Raw genomic sequence first — 20,868 nt, forward strand, 5'->3', positions numbered from 1 at the left:
AAGGCGTGTTGCCGGGTCAGGCCATCTGCTGAAGCAAGGTCTGCTTGAATTGCCCGAGCGTATGCCGTGACAGCAGATCTTCGCGTGCCGCCGGAACGGCCTCGGGCTCGTGCGGCCACGAGGTCATGGTCTCGGTGATCGCCTTGCCGATCGAGGCGGAACTCAAGTCCTTCAGAATCGGTCCCAGTTCGCAGCGCCGGCTGAACCAGCCGATCAGGCCATCTTCCGTTGCAATCACGGGCTTGCCGAAGCGGTACGCCTGCACGAGCACGCCGCTCATGCCGTAGTGTCCCTTGTAGCCTAGCCAGACTGCGTCGCAGGCGGAGAACAGATCGCGCTCGACGTCGTTCGCAATGAAGGAGTCGAGCACCAGCGGCGCAGGCGTGAGGTTGCGCACATGATTGCGCATGAAATGGCGCGTGCCCGCATCCTGCTCGCCCGCGACGATCAGCGTGGGCGCATGCTCCAGACGCGTCAACGCGTGGACCAGTTCGTAGATGCCCTTGCGTTCGGTGATCGAGCCGTACACCAGCAGATAACGCTGCGTGGGGTTCAGTCCGAGACGCTCACGGGCCAGCACTGGATTTTCCGCGTGCTCGTCCGGAAACGGGTCCGCGACATAGGCGACGGCCGCGCTGTTTTTCGAGGCGTTGTGCGCGGACCATTCCGGCAGAGTCGGGTCGATCGTCAGCAGTGTGCGCAGCCCGACGGAGCGAATTGCACGCTTGAAAAGCAGCGCCTTGACCGCATTCACAATCGGTCGGTCGGGCGACTTGATGCCGACCTTGTGATGATGGAAGGTCGAGCGCATCGTGATGCCGATCCAGGGTGTCTTGCGAAAAGGCGAACCGAGAAACGGCAACGCGTAGAGGAAGTAATCCACATAGGGCACAACCACCAGCCTGATCGGCTGCGCGTGGCTGACGATGCGATGCACGCGCTTGAAATAGCGGTGAAAGCGTGAATACTGGTTCGACTGGCGCAACAGCCCGCGGGGCCGCTCCTCGGGGTCGACGAAGGCGATCTGCAGATCCGCGCGGTTCGCGGCGACGATCTGTCTGGCGAGCCGATGGTCTTCGTTGGCGGATTCCGTTGCGAGGATGCAGGGATAGCCGGCTTCCGTGCAGGCCTGCATGGTCCATTCGACATAACGCCAGCGGTGGCCGGTGAGGTTGGGTTCCACAATCAGGACGTAGTCTTGTTCCATCGATGCAGTGGTCTTCAGTGGTCGAATGCGTTGTGGAAAAGCACCCTTGCGCCGGCTGTCTGAGGCGCTAGCTGAACAACGTTAGCATCGGCGGCGTCAGTGAATCCGTCTATTTGACCCGTTCTGTGGGTAAACGTACTAGAGCGCAATGGCTTCGGCTGAACTGACCTAGCTGATGGCGGTTGTTGCCGATTGTCTCGCTGTAAGGTCGTATATGGGATTCGATGAAAAAACTCGCCAGCTTGCTGGTGCAATCTAACAATTTATGCGCCGGCGGCGTTTCGCAGCGATGCATTGAATCGCTGCTTATGGCCGAGTCAACGGCGCTCCGATTCGACGGAGAAACAGCTTGCGGGCGATCAGGCTTCCGGCGCTCTCGATAGCGGCCAGCTTCGGCGCGAGCGCGGCGACATGGGTGCTATTGCAGCAGTTCGCCGTGCGTGGACTCGTAGCCATCAAATTTCTTGCGATTGGCCGGATGCTCGGGCCGGCGGCGATCGGCAGCGTGAGCGTGGCCTTGCTCGCGGTGGCGATTGCCGAGGCGTTGTCGGACACGGGTCTCGCGCAGGCGGTCATTCAAGGCGAACATCCACCGTCGCGTACGCAACTCGGCGCGGTGTGGACGACGCTGACCGCGCGCGGCGTGCTCATCTCGCTGCTGCTGGTCGCGCTTGCACCATTGCTGAGCAGTCAGTTTCATCTGAACGGTTCACTGGTGCTGATTCAGCTTGCCGCGTTGCTGCCTCTGTTACGCGGTCTCGCATCGCCCACTTACTACCTCGTGCAGCGCGAGCGGCGCTTCCAGCATATTGCCGGCGTCGAGGTCGGGGCGGCATTTGTCGATTGTTCGGTCGGACTGGGGCTCGCGTATTTCGGCGCCGGTGCGGCCTCGGTGCTGCTCGGCCTCGTGGCCGGCGAGAGCCTGAAAAGCATCCTGACCTGGGCGACGATGAAACCGCGTCCGCCGATGCGCGCCGTGTGGTCGGGCATTGGTCACTACGTCGGCTTCAGTCGCTGGATCTGGGCGAGCAGTGTGATCAACCTGCTGCTCAACCAGTTCGACAAGGTCGTGGTCGGCAAACTGCTCGGCCCGGCGCAACTGGGTGGCTATCAGATGTCGTCGCGGCTCGCGCAGATGCTGCTCGCCGACGCCGCGATCGCCATGTCGCAATACCTCTTTCCCACCTTCGCGGCACGTCATCGCCGGAGTCCGCAGGCCGCATCGCGGCTGATCAAGATTTATCTGCTCGTGATCGCGATCGGGCTGGCGGGGTTCGTCGCGGTGCTGAGGCTGATCGCCGAGCCGCTCTTCTCGCTGATTCTCGGCGCGGCCTGGTTGCCTGCGGTGCCGCTGTTCAGAATTCTGGTGATCAATATGGCGATCGGCGCGTTGATTGCCGTGCTGGTTGCTTATCTGCGCGCGGTGGGTGACGCGAAGGCGACGGTGCATGCGTCGCTGATTCAGGTTGTCGTGCTGCTGGCGAGCGTGCCTGCGGCGGTTCATTGGTGGGGCGTGACGGGTATTGCCTGGTCCATGACCCTTGGCCTTGGCTGCGCCGCGGCGTGGATGCTGTTCAGAACGTTGACTGCAAGGACTTCATGATGCGCGTCTTACATCTGGTTCTGGCGCCGCGTTTGTCGGGCGCCGAAGTCCTCGCCAAGGACCTCGCTATCGATCAAAGCGCCGGAGGCATGGCCGTGTGTGTGGCCTCGCTGTTGCCCGTGCACGCCGAATTCCTGCCCTTGCAGGACGAACTGCAGCGGCACGGTGTGCAGTGCTGGTTTCCTTCGCGGCGCAGGCGCGTCGCGGGCAAACTGTCGAATCTGTTCTTCACGGTGCGGCGATTTCAACCGGACGTGATTTTCGCGCACGCCACGATTCCTTCGTTTTATGCGCGCGCGTTGCCAATACGGGTGCCGGTCGTCTACGTCATGCATTCGGCCGCCAACGATTTCGAGCGGCCGCTGTTCCGGCGCGTCGAGCACATCCTGTCCGGACGTGCCCGGGTCGTGATCAGCGTATCGCAACAAGGCATGACCGATTACGTGCAGGCCATCGGACCGCATCCTTCGATGACCGTGGTGCCCAACGGGGTCGACCTCGGCCGCTTCACGTTCACCGACGGTGCCGGATATAGTGGCCGGGCGCCCCAGGTCGTGCAGATCGGGCGGTATGCGTCGGTGAAGAATCAGCTTCTGACGGTGCGCGCCTTTGGCCAGGTGCTCGAGCAGGTGACGGACGCGCGCCTCGTGCTGTACGGCGTGGTCGAAGATCCGGATTATCAGCGCACCGTCATTGGTCTCGTGCAGGAGTTGGGGATCGCGCACCGCGTCGTGGTGGCGGGTCCGCGCACCGATGTGGCGAGCGTGCTGTCGGAGTCGAACGTGTTCGTCATGCCCTCGCGTTCCGAGGCACACAGCGTGGCGTTTCTTGAAGCGTTGGCTTCCGGTATCCCGATCGTCGCGAGCAGGATTCCGTCGTTTGCCTTCGCGAACGGCTTTCCCGGTGTGCAGTTAGTCGATACGGACGATGTGCCGTGCTATGCGGATGCCGTGGTCGCGGCGCTAGGGCAGGCGCGGGCGCAACGCTCGCTTGCCGGTCTGACGCTTAGCGATACGGCGGCTCGCTATCGGGCGATTGCGCATCAGGTCAGTAGCCATCTCGCCGTGCCGGCCCGTTAGTTCTTCGGCTGGACCCTGCCTATGGCTTGCGCCGGGACACCTGACGTTCAATGGTGGCTGATGGCGGAGCTGCGGTCGTCGGATGTCGTCTCGGGTGCGGGCGTCGACGGCCACGCGCTCGCCAGTTCGGACTCGCGCATCGCGAGGGTCAGCAGGCGCTGGGCTTCCTTGCTGCTCGAATCGACCTGCAGCGCATCGCCGGCTTTGTGCCAGACGCACGCCCAGCGTGCGACATAGCCGCAACCTCGCGCCACGCTCAAAAGAGCGTCCCGCTCTTGTTCACGCGCGGTCACGGTGTCGCGCATGCGCAGTGCGTCGGGGTTGTCCGGCTGGGCCGCGATGGCTGCCGCCAGGCGCGCTTTCGTCGCCGACAGATTGTTCTGCTGCAGATTGGCGCGGGCGGACCTGATCTGCTTCGAGGCGTCTACGGGAGGTTTGACGGGCGGGTTGTCGGTCTGGCCGCCCGGGTTGTGCTTCGCCTCGGCCGATGCCGTCATCATGCGCCGCGGAGCCGGCGGCGGCGCAACCGGTGCCGGGACAGGAAGCGATCGCACGGGCACGGGCTTCACGGGCCGTTGAGCAACGAAGACCGGCGCGGACCGCTGAGCGAGGGCAATCGGCGGTTTCACGTTCTGGGTCTTCACTTTGCCGGACACCGCGATAGGGGTGCCGTCGTCCGAGTCGTTGCTGTGAATGAACCCCAGGTACACGGCGGACGCGACAACCAGCATCGAGACGCCGAGCACGACGGGCTGGCGTAGTTTGTGCACGACGGGGGCGGCGACCGGTGTCTCGCTGGTGACGGAATACGGATCGGTTAGCTCTCGCGAAGACGGGCGCCAGATTCGCGGCGTCATCAGCCGGGTCACCAGCATCGGCTGGGTATCGCCCAGCGGCATTTTCAAGGGGGGAGGCAGCGGTCGGCGCGTGCCGGGCGAATCGACTGGACGCGCGCCGCACTCGGCGCACGGCGTAAAGCGACCGGCTAGCGACGCACCGCAGTGCTCGCATTGGGGGTAATCATGCTGATCGGAAGTAAAGTCGCTAAGCATTGCCGTTTCGCAAACGGGCGTCGAATGCCGGCGCCACAATCAGGAAGAACCAGGCACGGCAGCGAGGCTTGCAGTCGGGATTACTGTGCGACGACGTAACCCCGCGCTTGCATGCACGCGCCATACGCGGCCCAATACTGTGTCATTGGCGGTTCAGGCGCCGGCAGCGGCGGCAGCTTCACGCCGGATGCCGCGGCCGTTTGTGCCGCGCCGGCTGCTGCCGTCCCCGAGGCGCCGTTATCCGCGCTGGTTGCCGATGCCGGCGTGGCGGCCGCGGTCGTCGCGGTTGCCGTGGTTGAACTTGCTGTCTTTGTCGCTGCAGCGGTCGTTGCCGTGCTCACGCCGGCTCCGCTTGCGGCTGGTGCGGCTGCGGCTGCGGGCATGCTGGCGCCAGGCGGGGTCGCTGAAAAACTGCTGGAGGGCAAGGGTGGCCGCGACGGGGCCCCCGTCGACGACGTTTTGGTTGCCGCAGGTTTGCGCGGTGGAAGCTGCGATTCGTGCGCGATGTTGATCTTGGTCTGCTTGTTGGCAGTGGCGTAGCACATCGCGGTGTCGATGCTGCGCTGATAAGCGCTTTGACTTCGGATGGGATAGATGAGCGGCTGCCATGCGAAAGCAGCACTGCTAAGCACCGATAGCGTCAATGCCGTATATGTTCTGATTCTCATCGCAGTCGCTCCCGCAGCGATGTTTCGCCGTTCGCCGGCAATCGCGCTTCGCGGTATGTTCTCGTGGCTGCTGATTTTGCCGCTGAACGGCGGCTCACTGCCGCGAAGGCTGCTTTCTTGAGCCTAACACCGGGCACTGTCGACACAAGGCGCCTTATAGCGTACGAAAACGCCATCCTGCAGTCGAATCAAGACACTCCGGCGTGAAAGGGCGGCAAACGCGGCGAAAATCCAGGGGAATTCCCTGGACGCCGCGTGCCGCCACGCTGACTGAGTGACCCGGTTGTCAGATTGCCTTTCTCACCGGTTGGAAGTCCACCTGGTCAGCCGCGTTGCGATATTCCGCCAGCCATTTCTCGTGTTTCGTCGCAGCAGCCAAGACGTTGCGTTCCTTGACGTGGCCGAAACCGCGAATCTCGTCGGGGAGATTGGCAAGCCGCATCGCGACGTCCAGACGGTTGTTGTCCAGCGTGCGACAGAACTCGTCGATCAAGGCGATGTACTGATCGATCAGGGCGCGTTCACCGCGCCGCTCGGCGGTCTTGCCGAACACGTCGAACGCACCGCCGCGCAGGAATTTGAGCTTCGCGAGCACGCGGAACATCGGGAGTGTCCGTTGCCCGAAGCGTTGCTTTTTCAGGTGACCGTGTTCGTCGCGTTTCGCCAGCAAGGGCGGTGCGAGGTAAAAGCCGAGCTTGTAGTCGCGGCCAGGTTCGCCTTCGAACTGCGCCCGCAGTTTGTCGAAGTACGCCGGGTCGGCATAGAGACGCGCAACCTCGTATTCGTCCTTGTAGGTCATCAGCTTGGCCAGATTGCGCGCGACCACTGGCGTGAGGCGTAGCTTCGCGCCCGCGGCGAGCGCGGTTTCCTTGGCTCGCATCTGTTCGATTACCGCTCGATAGCGCGCGGCATACTGTTCATTCTGGTAGAGGCCCAGCAGTTCGACGTTACGCTCGATGAGCCGCTCCAGCGACTCCGGCATGTGCACGACGATTGCCTGTTGCTGATTGGTACGCGGCGCGAATGCATCGGCCGCTGCCTCGCCATGCTGCGCGACAAAGCGGCCCCATTCGAACGCGAGGCGATTCTTGTCGACCGCGACCCCATTCAGTTCGATGGCACGGTCGAGGCTTTCGTAGCTGACCGGCAACCAACCGCGTTGCCATGCGAAACCCAGCAGCAGCGGATTCGCGTACAGCGTGTCGCCAAGCAACGCGAGCGCGAGGCGATTGGCGTCGATGAAGTCGCAGTCCTCGCCGATGCTGTCGCGCAGGTCGCCCTGGATCTGATCGCCGGGAAAGGCCCACTGCGGATCGCGCACGAATTGCGCGGTCGGCGTTGCACCGCTATTGATCGCCGCCTTGGTGACACCGCGTTGCGTGCGCGCCAGCACTTCGGCGGACGCTGACACGATCGCGTCGCAGCCCAGAATCAGGCGCGCTTCGCCGGTCGCAATGCGGGTTGCGTGCAATTCGTGCGGCGTTGCTGCGATCTGTACGTGGCTCAGTACAGCGCCGCCTTTTTGCGCGAGGCCCGCCATGTCGAGCACGCTGACGCCTTTGTTCTCGAGATGCGCTGCCATGCCGAGCAGGCCGCCGATCGTCACGACGCCGGTGCCGCCGACACCCGTTACGAGCACGCCATAGGGCTTTGCAAGACCTGCGATCTCTGGGCGCGGCAGCGCGGTGAAGTCCGGAAGCGCGGTCCCACTGGCCGTCTTTGCCGGCTTCTTCAACTGCGCGCCTTCAGCAGTGACGAAGCTCGGGCAAAAGCCGTTCACGCACGAGAAGTCTTTGTTGCACGACGATTGATTGATCTTGCGCTTGGTGCCTTGCGGCGTTTGCAGCGGTTCGACAGACAGGCAATTCGATTTCACCGAGCAGTCGCCGCAGCCTTCGCAGACGGCGTCGTTAATGAACGCCCGCTTGGCCGGATCCGGATAGGTGCCGCGCTTGCGGCGCCGGCGCTTTTCGGTCGCACAGGTCTGGTCGTAGATCAGGATCGTGGTGCCCGCGACCTCGCGCAACTCGCGTTGCAGACGATCGAGCTCGTCGCGGTGATACACCTTCACGCCTTCCGGCAAGCGTACGCCCGTAGCGTATTTTTCGGGTTGGTCGGTGACGACGAGCACCTGCTTCGCACCTTCGGTCGTTACCTGGAACGCGATCTGAGGCACCGTCAGCACGCCGTCGATGGGCTGGCCGCCGGTCATCGCGACCGCATCGTTATAAAGAATCTTGTAGGTGATATTCGCACCGGCCGCGATCGAGGCGCGGATCGCCAGCAAACCCGAGTGAAAGTACGTACCGTCGCCCAGATTCGCGAACACGTGACGTTCATTGGTGAAGTGCATCTGGCCGGTCCACGCGACACCTTCGCCGCCCATCTGGCTGAAGGTTTCCGTGTTGCGGTCCATCCATATGGTCATGTAGTGACAGCCGATGCCGGCCAGCGCGCGTGAGCCTTCGGGGACGCGCGTCGACGTATTGTGCGGGCAACCCGAGCAGAACCACGGTTGCCGTTCGGTGACGGTGCGCGGTGTGGCGGCGTCGCGTTCCTTCGCTTCGATGATGGCAATGCGTGCTTCGATCCGGGCGCGTACGTCCGCAGGCAAATCGGCTTTCGCGAGACGCCGCGCGATCGCCTTCGCGATCAGCGCCGGCGACAGTTCGTATTGCATCGGCAACAGCGCCTGACCACGCGGGACCGACCACTCGCCGCCGGCGTCATCGCGTTGATCGAACTTGCCGAATACCTTCGGGCGCACGTCGTCGCGCCAGTTGTAAAGCTCTTCCTTCAGTGCGTATTCGAGGATCTGGCGTTTCTCCTCGACCACCAGAATCTCGTCGAGTCCCGTAGCAAAGTCGCGCGCGTTCTGCGCATCGAGCGGCCATACGCAACCGACCTTGAGCACGCGAATGCCGATCCGTGCGCAGGTGTCGTCGTCGAGCGACAGGTCCGCCAGCGCCTGGCGCACGTCGAGATAGGCTTTGCCCGCGGTCATGATGCCCAGACGCGGCGTCGGGCTATCGATCACCACGCGGTTCAGTTTGTTCGCGCGCACATAGGCGAGCGCCGCATACCACTTGTGGTTGAGCAGACGCGCTTCCTGCGCAAGCGGCGGATCGGGCCAGCGGATGTTCAAGCCGCCTTCGGGCATTTCGAAGTCATTCGGCAACACGATCTGCAAGCGGTCAGGATCGATGTCGATCGACGCGCTGGCTTCTACGACGTCCGTCACGCATTTCATCGCGACCCACAGACCGGAATAACGGCTCATGGCCCAGCCGTGCAGGCCATAGTCGAGATATTCCTGCACGCTCGCCGGATAGAGCACCGGAATGCCGCTCGCGACGAACATATGTTCGGACTGGTGCGCAACGGTCGACGACTTCGCCGCGTGATCGTCGCCCGCAAGCACCAGCACGCCACCATGCGGATCGCTGCCTGCCGAGTTGGCATGCTTGAAGACGTCGCCGGTGCGATCGACACCCGGTCCCTTGCCGTACCACATGCCGAATACGCCATCGACTTTCGCGTCGGGCCACAGATTGAGTTGCTGCGTGCCCCACACCGCGGTGGCGGCGAGGTCCTCGTTAACCCCAGGTTGGAACACGACGTCGTGTTCCTTCAGATGCTTCTTCGCTTTCCACAGCGCCTGGTCGAACGCCCCGAGCGGAGAGCCGCGATAGCCCGATACGTAACCCGCCGTGTTCAGTCCCGCGCGACGATCCCGTTCTTTCTGCAGCATCGGCAAGCGGACCAGCGCCTGGGTGCCGCTCATGTAAACGCGGCCTTTCTCAAGCGTGTATTTGTCGTCGAGTGAAACGGTGGCAAGCGCGTCGTGCAGCGGGGGCGATAGGGGGGCGTTCATGGGCGGCGTCTCCGGGAGCTTTATTGTCCTGGCGAGTATAGGAAGCCGAATTCCCATCGTAAAATCACAAATACCGAACCCTGCTATGCGAAAAACACATGTCAAAAGACGTCACGTTGCGGCAGATGCGTTACTTCGTTGCGGCCGCGCAAAACGGGCAGTTTTCGATGGCGGCGGCGACCGAACACGTGTCGCAATCCGCGATTACCAATGCGGTACTTGCGCTGGAGGAGACGCTGGGAACCCGGCTTTTCGAACGCCTTCCACAGGGTGTCGCGCTGACGCCGGATGGGCAGGACTTTCTCAATCACGCGCGTCACATCCTCGATTCGGTGCGCGACGCGATCTACAAGGCGCCGTTTCGCTCACACGACCTTAAGGGCACGGTGCGTATTGCTGCCTCGTACACCTTGCTCGGTTATTTCCTGCCGGAACTGTTGGGGCGGTTTCGCGCGACCTACCCGCACGTCGAACTGGATCTGCGCGACGCCGATCGTCCCGAGATCGAGCAGGCCGTACTCGACGGCGACATCGATCTGGGCGTGGCGTTGCTGTCGAATGTGGATCATCTCAAGCGGTTTCAGCATCACGTGCTGATTCGTTCACGGCGTCAGTTGTGGACCGCGCCGAGCCATCCGCTGGCACAGGTAAATGCACCGTCGCTCGCGGACATTGCGGCGTATCCGTATATCCTCATCACCGTCGACGAGAGCGAACGAGCGACGCTGCGTTACTGGAAAGAAAACGGCGTCGAGCCGAATATCGCATTTCGCACGAGTTCAATGGAGGCGTTACGTGGGCTGGTGGCGCATGGCTTTGGCGTGACAATCCTGTCGGACATGGTGTTTCGGCCCTGGTCGCTGGAAGGCAAGCGGATCGATGCCCGGCCGATTCTCAATGCGATCCCGCAGATGGATGCGGGGATGTTGTGGCGCAAGGGCGCGACGCTGGATGCGCCGGCTTTGGCGTTCCAGCAGTTCCTGATCCATGCGTGCGGCAGCTAAGCGGACGCTTATCCGTTTATCGCATACCTGCCAGCGCATCCTTCCGATCTGTCCGGTTTTTGCCGCGTTGCTATGTGCACCACGGCCAGGTCGTTCGGCGGCTCGCCTAGATCAACTCCAGCTTCGACGTGAGGTAGGTGAGTTCGATTCGATTCGCGACGCCGAAGCGCTTGCGCAACTTGCGCAAGTGGTAGTCCACGTTGTGGGTGCTGGTGTCGAGGCGGCGGCCGATTTCCTTGTCGGAGGCGCCTTCGGCGATCCCCGTCAGCAGTTCGCGCTCGAACGAGGTGAGCCAATCGGTCGCGTGCTCGCGCGCCGCCGCAATCAGTTGCGGCGAGGCGAACTTGTGCACCGAGAGCCCGATCGACAGCGCCTGTTCGATGGTTGTCGAGAGGATCCAGTCGCGGTTGCGGCGCGGCGCGGTGAAGCTCATGAACGCGTGCAGGCGGGTGCCGGGAATCGCCATCGCGAACATGATGCCGCTGCACATGCCGTCTTCCTGCATGGTCTGCAGGAAACCGTCGAGCGCTGCACGCGACGCGGCCTCGCGTTCCGACGCGTCGCGTTGGCGGCGCAGATTCTGCAGATCCCACACCATCGGTACGTTGCACAGACGTGCGCCGAGCGTGCGCGGATCGATCTCGTGATGACGCTCGCGAACATAGTCGCCGCGATAGGTCACGGGCACGAATGCTTCGTGCAGGAAGAGCCGTTCGACACGCTCGCGTGTGATTTCGAGGGCGAAGTAGGCGAAGGTGGAAAAGCCTGTGAGGTTGAGCAGGCTCGTGACCATGCGGTTGCGCTCGGCCGCGCTTTGCGCGCTGGCGAGCGCTGTGGCCACCCCAAGCCGCGGCGCGTGCTTTTGCGCGACGACAGCCTGCTTGGGGTCGTTGCACCAGACGACTTCGATCAGGCGCTCGCGAGCGGGCGCGATCTCCTGCAATCGATGAGACGAACAGGAACGAGGCATGGCGACTGGCTCGTCCTCGCGGATTTCGACGCTATACATATAAGGCCTCTGATCGATATCCCGCGCGCGACGAACATGAAATAAGCAAGTGGCGAATAAGCCATGGCTTTCGATGCCGTGCGACGCGAATACAACAACAGAATGCAGTCATCCACGAAGCGAACGAAGGATTGTACAGAATCGCGTTCGCCCGAGTAATATTGGGTAATAATAATACGAAAGAAAAACGACTGAATAGGCGCTTACTGAAAAACGTGAGTACGGGGTCCTTGTACGAGGCAATACATCGAGGCAAAACCCCAATGACACCGAATGACGGATTCCCGGCGCTTGAATGGTTTTCACAGGCCGACCTGCTTGCATATTCTCAACAGCACGACGCCAAGGCGGATGCCGGAAGCCGCGCAGCCGATCTTGCCGGATGCCATCACCGGCTCAGACAGGTGGGCTTCAGCACTTTGAATTACATAGCGTTCGAAATGATCGGCAGGCGCGTATTGCGCGCGTACCTGATGCGCGAACTGACGCCGGCTTCGTTCATTCAACCGTACATGGAAGACCTCCTCTACGAAGTCGATCCACGTTTCATGGCTGTGCGGCAAAGCGGTTTTCCGGTCGCCTGGCGGGTGGACCGGTTCGAAGCGGAAATGGCCGCCGGAGCGGATCGTCAGGTGGCCGTGCTTTCAGCAAGCTTACGCGCGCACGGGATGAATAGCGGCGTGATCTTCGGCTTGTCGGCGCCGCGCAGGGACTTGCGGGTCGCGGTGAGTCTCACGTCGGAGGCGCACGATACCGACTGGATCGACGACCGCGTGATGGGCGCAGCGCTTGCTGTCAGCCTGACCGTGCATCGGTTCGCGCTGCCCTATATCGAGGCGCGTTCGCGTAGCGCGCGCGACGTCACGCTGGTCGACGAGCAACTGGCCGTGCTCGACCGGCTCGTCAAAGGCCTATCGGATCAGGAGATCGCGACCGCACTGCAAACCTCGCTGCACAAGGTCAATTACCACATTAAAATCTTGCAAAATGCTTTCAATGTCGAAAATCGCGCTCAATTAGCTTATATGGCGGCGCGTTGGGCCCCGGATGAATAGCGGGGTTTACCGGTCGGCATTGATTTTTTAAACGGGTATTCGGTCATTTATTCCCGGTCAGCGTGTTAATTGCGTTGCACCGATGTCATTTATTTCCGATGAGTTCGTAAAAAGCGCAATGCGCTATTGGCCGACGCATTGTTAATTGGCCACTACGAAATAACGTAGATAAATCGGCCGACCAGAAAAAGAGCAACAAAAAAACGAGTGGGCAAATACCAGGCCACGTGAACCTTCCAGCTCACGCGCCGTTTCGTAGTGAACGTGTAGTAAAGGGTTGCGCTGACTGACTTCGCCTACGAGGCGAGCGTATTCATAGCGATTACCGGCCCAGTAAACTCGTCTGCAGAAAGAGTCCGCGGCTATGCGCGAATAGCAATGCTAAACACGCGCCAAGGCAAGCATTCCCCCAGCACCAGCCTCTCACCGGCACGCCGTTTCTGAGCGGCCGACCAGCATACGTACAGGGAGTCGATTAGAAACGATGGCCTATCCGAAGGCGCTTCCGCGCGATTGGCAGCGGATGTTGACTGCTGGCCGCGGCATGTCCGGCAAGCGGCTTGCCGCTGCGTCGCCGCGTGCCGACCTGTTTCTCGCGGCCTTCATCGTTTCTGTCGTCGCACTCTTCATCCTGCCGCTGCCCCAGGTCGCGCTCGACGGCATGATCTCGCTCAATCTCGCCGTGAGCGTCGTGCTGCTGACCGTCTCAACCTACGTGCCCTCGGCCGTGAGCTTCTCGTCGTTTCCGGCATTGCTGCTGTTCACCACGCTGTTCCGGCTCGCGCTGAACATCGCATCGTGCAAGCTGATTCTGCTGCATGCGAACGCGGGCCATGTGATCGATGCATTCGGGCGGCTCGTCGTCGGCAACAACGTGGTGGTCGGCGGCGTCGTGTTTCTGGTCATCGCGGTCGTGCAGTTCATCGTGATCGCCAAAGGCTCGGAGCGGGTCGCCGAAGTCGGTGCGCGTTTCTCCCTCGATGCGATGCCGGGCAAGCAGATGAGTATCGACGCGGACCTGCGCGCCGGCATCATCAATGCCGACGAAGCGAAGCATCGCCGCGAGCGGCTCGAGCAGGAGTCGCAACTGCATGGCGCAATGGACGGCGCGATGAAGTTCGTCAAAGGCGATGCGATCGCCGGGCTTGTCATCGCGTTCATCAATATCGTCGCCGGACTCGCGGTCGGCACGCTGATGCACGACATGAGCATCGGCGAAGCGCTTCAACGTTACGCGATCCTGACGGTCGGCGACGGCATGGCGTCGCAGATTCCGTCGCTGCTGGTGTCGATCGCGGCCGGCATCGTGACGACCCGTGTCGCCACACGCGATGCGCGCGAGCGCCAGCTCGGCGAACAACTGGGCGAGCAGCTCGGCGCACATCCGCGCGCGCTGCTGATCGCCGCGCTCGTGCTGCTCGGTTTCCTCGCCGTGCCAGGTTTTCCGAAGTGGTCGTTCGCGCTGCTGGCGTTCGCGCTCGGGACCTTTGCCGTGCTGCAACTGCGGCGCAAGACGACGCTGCCCGCCTTCAACCTCATCAGCATCGCGGGGCGCGTGGGAGAGGCGGCCGAGGCGGGCGGCAGCGAGAGCACGCAGCATGCGGGCGTGACGTCGCTGATCGCGGTGACGCTTGCAGAGGACTTGCGCGCGGAGCTGAATCTCGCACGCCTGCAGGCGGCGCTTGCCAGCGCGAAGGCGCGCGTCGATGCCGACGTCGGCACGGTATTTCCGCGCATGACGCTGAACTACGACGAGGCGGCGCCCGCCGCGAGCTACCGCATCTATTTGCAGGACGTGCTGGCTTCGAGCGGCGCGGTGAAGCCGGGCTGGCTCCTGTGGGACGGCGTCTCGCCCTTGCCCAAAGATGCCGAGCGGCAGGCCGCGGAAGCCTTCGGCCCGTTCACCACGGCGCTCTGGATTCGTACCGCCGACGGCGAACCGCCCGAAGGCCGGTATCTCGACAACGAAGCCGTGCTGGCGGCGCACGTCGAGCAGATCGTGCGCCAGCACGCGGACGAGTTGCTCGGCATCCAGGAAACGCAGGCGCTCGTGCATCTGGTGCGGCGCGACCATCCGGAGCTGATCGGCGAGTTGACGCGCCTCGTGCCGCTGCAGCGCGTGACCGAAGTGCTGCGGCGCCTGCTTGGCGAACAGGTGCCGATCCGCAACCTGCGGGTGATTTTCGAAAGCCTCATCACATGGGCGCCGAACGAACCGGACGACGTGATCGCGCTCGTGGAACTGGTGCGTATCGACCTGCGGCGCATGATCACCGACCGCTACGCGGGCGTGGGCCGCCAGTTACGCGTGGTGTTGTTCGAGCAGAACCTGCAGGAGCGCGTCGAGGGCGCGGTGATGCGCACGAAGCAGGGCAACTTCCTCGCGCTGCCGAGCGATGTGAAAGAGGACATCTGCGAGCAGGTGCGCGGCATCGCGAGTCTGGCCGGCCTGACGGGCACGCAAGCCGGCACACCCGCGGGCACACAGCCAGGCGCGCGTCTCGCGGTCATGGTTGCGCTTGGCGCGCGGCGCTACGTGAAGACGATTCTGGAGCCGGTGCTGCCGGACCTGCCCGTGCTCTCGTATCAGGAGATCGAGGAGGACGTGCAATTGCATACGGTCGGCTGGGTCAAGAACCCGCCGGATAACGGCATCGCCGGCGCAGGCGCGCAAGTGCGGGGGAGCAGTTGATGGCCAGCTCGACGATTCTGGATCTCACGCGTCAGGCGCTGATGCTCGTGCTGCTGCTGTCACTGCCGATCGTCGCGATCGCGACGGTCACGGGGCTCGTCGTGGCGATTCTGCAGGCGGTGACGCAGGTGCAGGACGCGAGCATCGGCATCGCGGTGAGGTTGATCGCGGTGATGGTCGCGCTCGTGCTGTTGTCGGGCTGGTTGGGCGGCGAGGTGCTGCGCTTTGCTCAGCAGGCGCTGGAACGGGGATTCGTGTTTTCCATGGGAGTGTCCTGATGCACGTTCGTGCAGCTTCGCGATCGTTCGAACGACGGCGTGCACAGACCGCCGCAACGGTGTTCGTCGCGTCCGTGCTGTTGTCGGTCTCGCTTTTCATGGCGCTTGCGCAACCCGCGCGCGCGGCCGACCTGCGCTGGCGCAACCGGCCGTTCACGATCGTCGCGAACGGCAAGCGGATCGCCGATTTCATCCGCGAACTGGCGTCGTCGCAAGGTGTCACGGCGATCGTGGATGCGAAGATCGACGGCACCATCAGCGGGCGTTTCTCCGGCTCGCCGCAGCAAACGCTCGACACCGTCTGCGCGACCTATGGCCTGACCTGGTACTACGACGGTTCGTTTCTCTACATCGATCCCGCCGACCAGTCACAGACGCAGGTGATCCCGATTCCTCCGCAGTCGGCGAGCGCGGTCGGCCAGGCGCTGCAAACCATGCAGATCGTCGACAAGCGCTTTGCGCTCGTCATCAACGACCGCGCGAACAGCGTCTACGTATCTGGGCCGCGTCGCTATGTCGAGTTGGTGCGGCAGGCGGTCAGCACGGTGGGCGACCCCGCGTCGAACGGTCAGAACGCGGACATCCGCGCGTTTCGCCTGAAATACGGCTGGGCCTCGGACTTCACGATCAACCGCTCGGGCAAGGAAGTCGTGATCCCGGGCGTGGCGACGATGATGCGGCGGCTCTTCGGCAAGACGGGCGGGACGAGCGCCAGCAGCGCGGGTGCGCCGCTTGGGCAAGCCGCGCGGCAGGTCAAACTCGGCTCGGGCCTGACGATCGACGTGCCACGCATCGAATTCCCGGATGTCGCTGGCGGCGTGCGTTCTGGCAGCTACGGAGCGGCAGGCGGAAGCGGCGCAGAAGGCTCGCCGCTGCTGCGCGATGCGGGCGGCGGCGACACGCTGCCGCAGATCGAAGCGGACGCGGCGATCAACGCGGTCGTCGTGCGCGACCTGCCTGAGAACATGCACCGCTATCAGGTGCTGATCGATCAACTTGACGTGCGTCCGCGCATCGTCGAGATCAACGTGACAATCATCGACATCGACGAGAACTCGCTCGACAGCCTCGGCATCGACTGGCGCCTGCATACCACGCACGGCGATATCCAGATCGGCAACGGCGAGAATCCGCTCAACGGCAACACGCAGTACGGCACCAGCGGCAACCCGCCGCTCACGTTCGGCACCGGCACGACCGAAGCCGGGCAGACCGGCATCTTCATGCCGACGGGCATTGCGCTGACCGCATCGATCGGCGGCGCGCTGCGCAACTATCTGCTCACGCGCGTCAATGCGCTGGAGCAGACCGGCCACGCCGAGCTGCATTCGAAGCCGAAGGTGCTCGCGCTCGACAATACCGAGGCGATCCTCGAAAACCTCACGCAGTTCTACGTGCAGGTGCAGGGCTATCAGGATTCGTCGCTCTACAGCGTGACGACCGGCACGAGCATCAAGGTGACGCCGATGATCGTCGACGACCGCACGCATGACGCGAGCGGCGCGAGCGCGCAAAGCGTGATGATGTCGCTCGACATTCAGGACGGCAACATCGTGCCGAACCAGAGCGTGTCGAACGTGCCGGTGATCCAGCAGCGCAACATCGTGACGAAGACGATGATCGACGAAGGCAAGAGCCTCCTGATCGCCGGCTTCAACAACGACCAGGTGCAGCTCAACAAGAGCGGCGTGCCGTGGCTGTCGGACATTCCGCTGATCGGCAGCCTGTTCAAGTACACGGACAAGAACGGCCAGCACACGGAACGCTTCTATCTGCTCACGCCGCGCATCGTCAGCAACGCGACCATGTATGCGCCCGATGGCTCGCCGGTCAATCCCAGTTTCGACAGCGTGCCCGACGCGAGCGGTCTTGCCATGTACCGCGCGCCGGATAACGACAGCATCGTGCCGCTCGCGCCGAAGCCGCTGCCGGGCACGCTGCTCGGCGCGCCGCTGCCGCCGCCACCACCGCCGCCGAGGGACCCCGCCGTCGAGGCGCCGAAGCCGATCGCAGGACCGCCGAATGCAAACGAGCACCCTTGATGCGCATGCCGGCGCGGCAGGGCTGCGCGCGGCGCCCCAGGACGCGGTGGCCTCACCGTGGAACCTGTGCTTCCTGAGTGGGCCGATGTACGGCCGCACGATGTCGCTGGTGCGTGGCGCCAACTGGGTCGGCACGGCGGCGGATTGCGAAGTGATCCTGCCCGATCGCGAGATCGGCGCGCGCCAGGTATGCCTGCAAGTCGGCGCGCTTGCGGTGACGGTGCAGAACCACGGCGGCGCGGACAGTGCGCCTGTGCTGTTCAACGACGAGCCGCTCGCCGGGCGCCGTTCGTTCATGCCGGGTGACGTGGTGACGGTGGGTTCGATCAAGCTGGGTATCGCCAGCAACGGGCAGGCCGCCGTGCCGCTGCCTGCGGACGGGGAGGAGGCGCGCCCCGCGCGCGATGCCGCCTGGCTCGGCTGGGCGGCGAAGGCGCTGCGGCGGCTCGGCAGCCGGCGCTCCGTGCTGGTGCTGGTCGCGCTGTGGGTCGGCGTGCTGCTCGGCGCGCTCGGCTATGGACTCGTCGCGCTGTCCGGCAGCCTGCCGTGGCAGCACGAATCGCCGCTCGGCCGCGTGCACCGCTTGCAGCAGGCACTGCGAGCGTACCCGGAGCTCGCCGTCGCAGCGCGCGACGACGGCGAACTCGTGTCCGGCTATGTGAAGAGCGCGGCCGAGCGCGACCGGGTCGCGCAAATCGTGGCGGGCGTCGATAACGCGGCGCTCGGCACCGTGTACATCGTGGGCGACCTGATCGCGACTGCGCAGACCTATTTCAGTGATACGCCGCTGAAAGTGTCGTATCTCGGACGCGGGCGGATCGAAGTGACTGGCGAGGCGCCGCGCGCGCAGATCGCGCAGCGCATCCAGAACTACGTGAAGGACGCACGGCCCGCGCTCGAAGTCGTCGATCACGTTAACTACGCGGACGAGCACGACAACCGCACGGCAACGCTCGGCGGGACGGGCGGCGTGCCGGAGATCGCCACTGTATTTGCCGGGGACGACGATCAGCGTTTCATCGAAACAGTGGACGGCAGCCGCTATTTCGAAGGCGCGCGGATGAAGGACGGCTTGACCGTGACGTCGATCGGTCCCGAGGCCGTGGTGTTCGAGCGCGATGGGCGGCGCATCACGGTACCGCTCACCGCCGGCGGCAACGGCAGCGGCAGCGCGGCCGACGCGCCACCGTCCGCGGTTGCCGCGAGCGGTGCGGCGGCGGGCATCGCGGTGCCGGTGGCGGGGCAGGCGCCGGCTTCGGCTTCGGTGGCTGCAGCGGCGACGTATTCCGCCGGTCCGGGCGAGTTGTCGGCATCGGCATCGGCATCGGCAGCGGTGCCGGCGGCGTCGCCGGCCAGGTAGCAGCAACGCATTTTTTGCATGGCACGGTGTGTCAGGGGCAGTGTGCCCCGCACAGCCGGGCTCACCAGGACGCAGGCCGCCGCATTCGTCGCGACGGCAGGCGGGACCGGTGCGCCGACACATGTCGGTGGCCGGTGTTTTCAACTACCGAGTGAAGGAGCAGCAAATGGGTACGTCTAGCAATCCGGTTTCGACCGGCGATGTCCAGAACCAGGCCAACCAGCTCATGGACGAGCAAACGAAGCTGACCGAAATCAACTTCCAGGTGCAGCAATCGACAGCCACGTTCCAGACCTCGACGGCTGTGACCGCACAGGCCGGCACCGCAGCCGCGCAAGCTGCGCAGCACATCGGCTCGGCCGGTCGCGCATGAAAGCGGGCGCCGGCCGCCGGTCCGACGACCAGCGTGCGTGCGCACGCACGAGGCGGCTGGCTTGCCCGCAGCGCGCAGTGATTTCTTGAAGGAGCAGATCATGACAGTCCCAGGGGTCGCGCCGCCGGGTGCGGCGGCGCTCACCAGCGCCACGCAGACGAACGGCGCGGGCGACCCGGCTCACGTGAAACATTTCGACACGCTGATGGGGAAACCCGAGCAGTCGCAGGCGGCAAGCTCGCCGGTCTCACCGACATCGCCGGCGGCAACACAACCGGCCTCCGCGATCCAGTCGGTGCAACTGCACAGCGCGTCGAATGCACTCCCCGGCGTGCAGATGAGGCCTGCCGAAGCGAGCCGCTCGTCGCTCGCGGAGCGCCTGCGCACGTACGGCAACGATCTCGATCAGCGCTACGCGGGCATCGAGAAGCATCGCGAACAGATGCTGACGTCGATGCCGAAGCTCGGTCAGGACCCGCTGATGGAGATGGCGCAGATGATGGACTTCCAGTGGTCCGCGTCTACCACGATCGCCGAGTATCAACTGAGCATGTCGGTCGCGCAGGCGGCGAACGGCTTTTCGCATTCGATTCTGAAGAATCAGGAATGACGAATGACACATCACCCATGACAGCGGCTCGATGAGCCCAGCCAAGCGATGACGAATTTCCAACCGACCCGGCGGACTCGCGCGGCGCGTCCGCTTGCCCGGCTTGTGCTCGTGTGCGCGGTCCTGCTGCTCGCGGGCTGCCAGCGCGAACTATATTCCGGGCTTTCCGAAGCCGATGCCAACCAGATGCTGTCGGTGCTGGGCGATGCGGGTATTCCGGCAGAGAAGGAAAACGACGCGCGCGACGCTTCGGATAAGCAGGCCTGGCAGCTCACTGTCGACGACGGCGATCTGCATGCCGCGCTGACGGTGCTGCACGCGCAAGGCTTGCCGAAGCCGAACTATGCGAGTCTCGGCGAGCTGTTCCAGAAGCAGGGGCTGGTTTCCACGCCTGCCGAGGAACGCGTGCGCTATCTATACGGCGTGTCGCAGGATCTGTCGCGCACGCTGCAGGATATTGAGGGCGTGGTGGTCGCGCACGTGCAGGTCGTGATTCCGGAGAACGATCCGCTGGCCGACAAGATCAAGCCTTCGTCGGCGGCGGTGTACATCCGCTATAAATCCGGGGTCGATCTGCGCGCGATGGCGCCCATGGTCAAGGATCTGGTCGCGCACAGCATTGAAGGGCTGCAATACGACAACGTGTCGCTGTTCCTGCAGCCGGCCGATGCGCGGCCGGTACGCGCTGACGGCGTCGGCAGCGCGCTCAACGACATCGTGCGGCTGCGCTCGCCGCTCGGCTGGCTCGTGTTCGCGCTGATCCTGCTGACGCTCGCGATGGTGGTGCTCGTTGGCGCGCGGCGCGGTGCATTCGGTCGCGGGCTGGCATCGCTGCTGGGCGGCGGCGTCGCGCGGGCCGGCGCAGCGCGCGGCACTGCCGCTCGCGTTCGCGCGTCGGACGGCACGCGAGAGTCCGGCACCTGAGGCTGAATCATGAAACGCCCGCGCGCATTGCCGCCGCT

16 protein-coding genes are annotated in these 20,868 nt (G+C 63.9%); 11 read left to right on the forward strand and 5 right to left on the reverse strand.

The features are described 5' to 3' along the window. Positions 1–16: 16 nt before the first annotated feature. The gene (locus M0D67_RS21510; RefSeq protein ID WP_266239584.1) at positions 17–1,207 is read right to left on the reverse strand and encodes a glycosyltransferase; all 1,191 of its coding nucleotides are present in this window, start codon (positions 1,205–1,207) and stop codon (positions 17–19) included. Positions 1,208–1,556: 349 nt separating this feature from the next. Between M0D67_RS21510 and M0D67_RS21515 the strand changes: the two genes are divergently transcribed. Continuing rightward, positions 1,557–2,810, forward strand: coding sequence for an oligosaccharide flippase family protein (locus M0D67_RS21515; RefSeq protein WP_171926932.1), 1,254 nt, complete (start codon positions 1,557–1,559; stop codon positions 2,808–2,810). Beyond that, positions 2,810–3,889, forward strand: coding sequence for a glycosyltransferase (locus M0D67_RS21520; RefSeq protein ID WP_266239631.1), 1,080 nt, complete (start codon positions 2,810–2,812; stop codon positions 3,887–3,889). The genes M0D67_RS21515 and M0D67_RS21520 overlap by 1 nt, the downstream gene beginning before the upstream one ends. A 47-nt stretch (positions 3,890–3,936) precedes the next feature. On the opposite strand, the gene M0D67_RS21525 is transcribed toward M0D67_RS21520, so the two are convergent. The 3 genes from M0D67_RS21525 to M0D67_RS21535 form a co-directional block, all read right to left on the reverse strand. Continuing rightward, positions 3,937–4,788, reverse strand: coding sequence for a hypothetical protein (locus M0D67_RS21525; RefSeq protein ID WP_266239632.1), 852 nt, complete (start codon positions 4,786–4,788; stop codon positions 3,937–3,939). Positions 4,789–5,021: 233 nt separating this feature from the next. Beyond that, complete coding sequence (locus M0D67_RS21530; RefSeq protein WP_233464797.1) at positions 5,022–5,609, reverse strand: hypothetical protein; 588 nt, start codon at positions 5,607–5,609, stop codon at positions 5,022–5,024. Between the two features lie 286 nt (positions 5,610–5,895). Beyond that, a complete protein-coding gene (locus tag M0D67_RS21535) occupies positions 5,896–9,483 on the reverse strand; it encodes an indolepyruvate ferredoxin oxidoreductase family protein (RefSeq protein ID WP_266239585.1) in 3,588 nt (1,195 codons plus the stop codon). 98 nt (positions 9,484–9,581) lie between these two features. Here M0D67_RS21535 and M0D67_RS21540 point away from each other — a divergent pair, with 98 nt between their 5' ends. Beyond that, positions 9,582–10,487, forward strand: coding sequence for a LysR family transcriptional regulator (locus M0D67_RS21540; protein WP_171926935.1), 906 nt, complete (start codon positions 9,582–9,584; stop codon positions 10,485–10,487). A 106-nt stretch (positions 10,488–10,593) separates the two neighbouring features. Here M0D67_RS21540 and M0D67_RS21545 read toward each other — a convergent pair whose 3' ends face one another. Further along, positions 10,594–11,457 carry a LuxR family transcriptional regulator gene (locus M0D67_RS21545; RefSeq protein ID WP_233464796.1) on the reverse strand — a complete coding sequence of 288 codons (864 nt, stop codon included), beginning with the start codon at positions 11,455–11,457 and terminating at the stop codon, positions 10,594–10,596. A gap of 302 nt (positions 11,458–11,759) precedes the next feature. Here M0D67_RS21545 and M0D67_RS21550 point away from each other — a divergent pair, with 302 nt between their 5' ends. The 8 genes from M0D67_RS21550 to sctJ all read left to right on the forward strand — a co-directional run bounded on the left by M0D67_RS21550 (position 11,760) and on the right by sctJ (position 20,830). Beyond that, positions 11,760–12,551, forward strand: a complete 792-nt coding sequence (locus M0D67_RS21550) for an autoinducer binding domain-containing protein (protein WP_266239633.1) — start codon at positions 11,760–11,762, stop codon at positions 12,549–12,551. A gap of 484 nt (positions 12,552–13,035) precedes the next feature. Further along, a complete protein-coding gene (sctV, locus tag M0D67_RS21555) occupies positions 13,036–15,243 on the forward strand; it encodes a type III secretion system export apparatus subunit SctV (protein WP_266239586.1) in 2,208 nt (735 codons plus the stop codon). Further along, a complete protein-coding gene (gene sctS, locus M0D67_RS21560) occupies positions 15,243–15,521 on the forward strand; it encodes a type III secretion system export apparatus subunit SctS (protein WP_154559495.1) in 279 nt (92 codons plus the stop codon). Before sctV ends, sctS begins: the two co-directional genes overlap by 1 nt. Continuing rightward, a complete protein-coding gene (gene sctC, locus M0D67_RS21565) occupies positions 15,521–17,563 on the forward strand; it encodes a type III secretion system outer membrane ring subunit SctC (protein ID WP_266239587.1) in 2,043 nt (680 codons plus the stop codon). The genes sctS and sctC overlap by 1 nt, the downstream gene beginning before the upstream one ends. Beyond that, entirely contained in the window at positions 17,544–18,923 is a 1,380-nt protein-coding gene (sctD, locus tag M0D67_RS21570; RefSeq protein WP_266239588.1) for a type III secretion system inner membrane ring subunit SctD, read from the forward strand. Before sctC ends, sctD begins: the two co-directional genes overlap by 20 nt. Positions 18,924–19,089: 166 nt before the next feature. Then, a complete protein-coding gene (locus M0D67_RS21575) occupies positions 19,090–19,296 on the forward strand; it encodes a hypothetical protein (protein ID WP_154559492.1) in 207 nt (68 codons plus the stop codon). 100 nt (positions 19,297–19,396) lie between these two features. Then, entirely contained in the window at positions 19,397–19,906 is a 510-nt protein-coding gene (locus M0D67_RS21580; protein WP_154559491.1) for a hypothetical protein, read from the forward strand. A gap of 48 nt (positions 19,907–19,954) precedes the next feature. Then, complete coding sequence (gene sctJ, locus M0D67_RS21585) at positions 19,955–20,830, forward strand: type III secretion system inner membrane ring lipoprotein SctJ (protein WP_154559490.1); 876 nt, start codon at positions 19,955–19,957, stop codon at positions 20,828–20,830. The last annotated feature ends 38 nt before the right edge of the window (positions 20,831–20,868 follow it).

Source organism: Paraburkholderia sp. SECH4 (genome assembly GCF_030511745.1).
Taxonomy (GTDB): domain Bacteria; phylum Pseudomonadota; class Gammaproteobacteria; order Burkholderiales; family Burkholderiaceae; genus Paraburkholderia; species Paraburkholderia madseniana.

Bases quoted from the DNA above. Each gene is read 5' to 3' on its own strand.
- M0D67_RS21550 (WP_266239633.1), top strand. From the start codon at position 11,760: ATGACACCGAATGACGGATTCCCGGCGCTTGAATGGTTTTCACAGGCC.
- sctV (WP_266239586.1), top strand. From the start codon at position 13,036: ATGGCCTATCCGAAGGCGCTTCCGCGCGATTGGCAGCGGATGTTGACT.
- M0D67_RS21530 (WP_233464797.1), bottom strand. From the start codon at position 5,609: ATGAGAATCAGAACATATACGGCATTGACGCTATCGGTGCTTAGCAGT.
- M0D67_RS21580 (WP_154559491.1), top strand. From the start codon at position 19,397: ATGACAGTCCCAGGGGTCGCGCCGCCGGGTGCGGCGGCGCTCACCAGC.
- M0D67_RS21510 (WP_266239584.1), bottom strand. From the start codon at position 1,207: ATGGAACAAGACTACGTCCTGATTGTGGAACCCAACCTCACCGGCCAC.
- M0D67_RS21535 (WP_266239585.1), bottom strand. From the start codon at position 9,483: ATGAACGCCCCCCTATCGCCCCCGCTGCACGACGCGCTTGCCACCGTT.
- sctJ (WP_154559490.1), top strand. From the start codon at position 19,955: ATGACGAATTTCCAACCGACCCGGCGGACTCGCGCGGCGCGTCCGCTT.
- sctS (WP_154559495.1), top strand. From the start codon at position 15,243: ATGGCCAGCTCGACGATTCTGGATCTCACGCGTCAGGCGCTGATGCTC.
- M0D67_RS21575 (WP_154559492.1), top strand. From the start codon at position 19,090: ATGGGTACGTCTAGCAATCCGGTTTCGACCGGCGATGTCCAGAACCAG.
- M0D67_RS21525 (WP_266239632.1), bottom strand. From the start codon at position 4,788: ATGCCGCTGGGCGATACCCAGCCGATGCTGGTGACCCGGCTGATGACG.
- M0D67_RS21545 (WP_233464796.1), bottom strand. From the start codon at position 11,457: ATGCCTCGTTCCTGTTCGTCTCATCGATTGCAGGAGATCGCGCCCGCT.
- sctD (WP_266239588.1), top strand. From the start codon at position 17,544: ATGCAAACGAGCACCCTTGATGCGCATGCCGGCGCGGCAGGGCTGCGC.
- M0D67_RS21540 (WP_171926935.1), top strand. From the start codon at position 9,582: ATGTCAAAAGACGTCACGTTGCGGCAGATGCGTTACTTCGTTGCGGCC.
- M0D67_RS21520 (WP_266239631.1), top strand. From the start codon at position 2,810: ATGCGCGTCTTACATCTGGTTCTGGCGCCGCGTTTGTCGGGCGCCGAA.
- sctC (WP_266239587.1), top strand. From the start codon at position 15,521: ATGCACGTTCGTGCAGCTTCGCGATCGTTCGAACGACGGCGTGCACAG.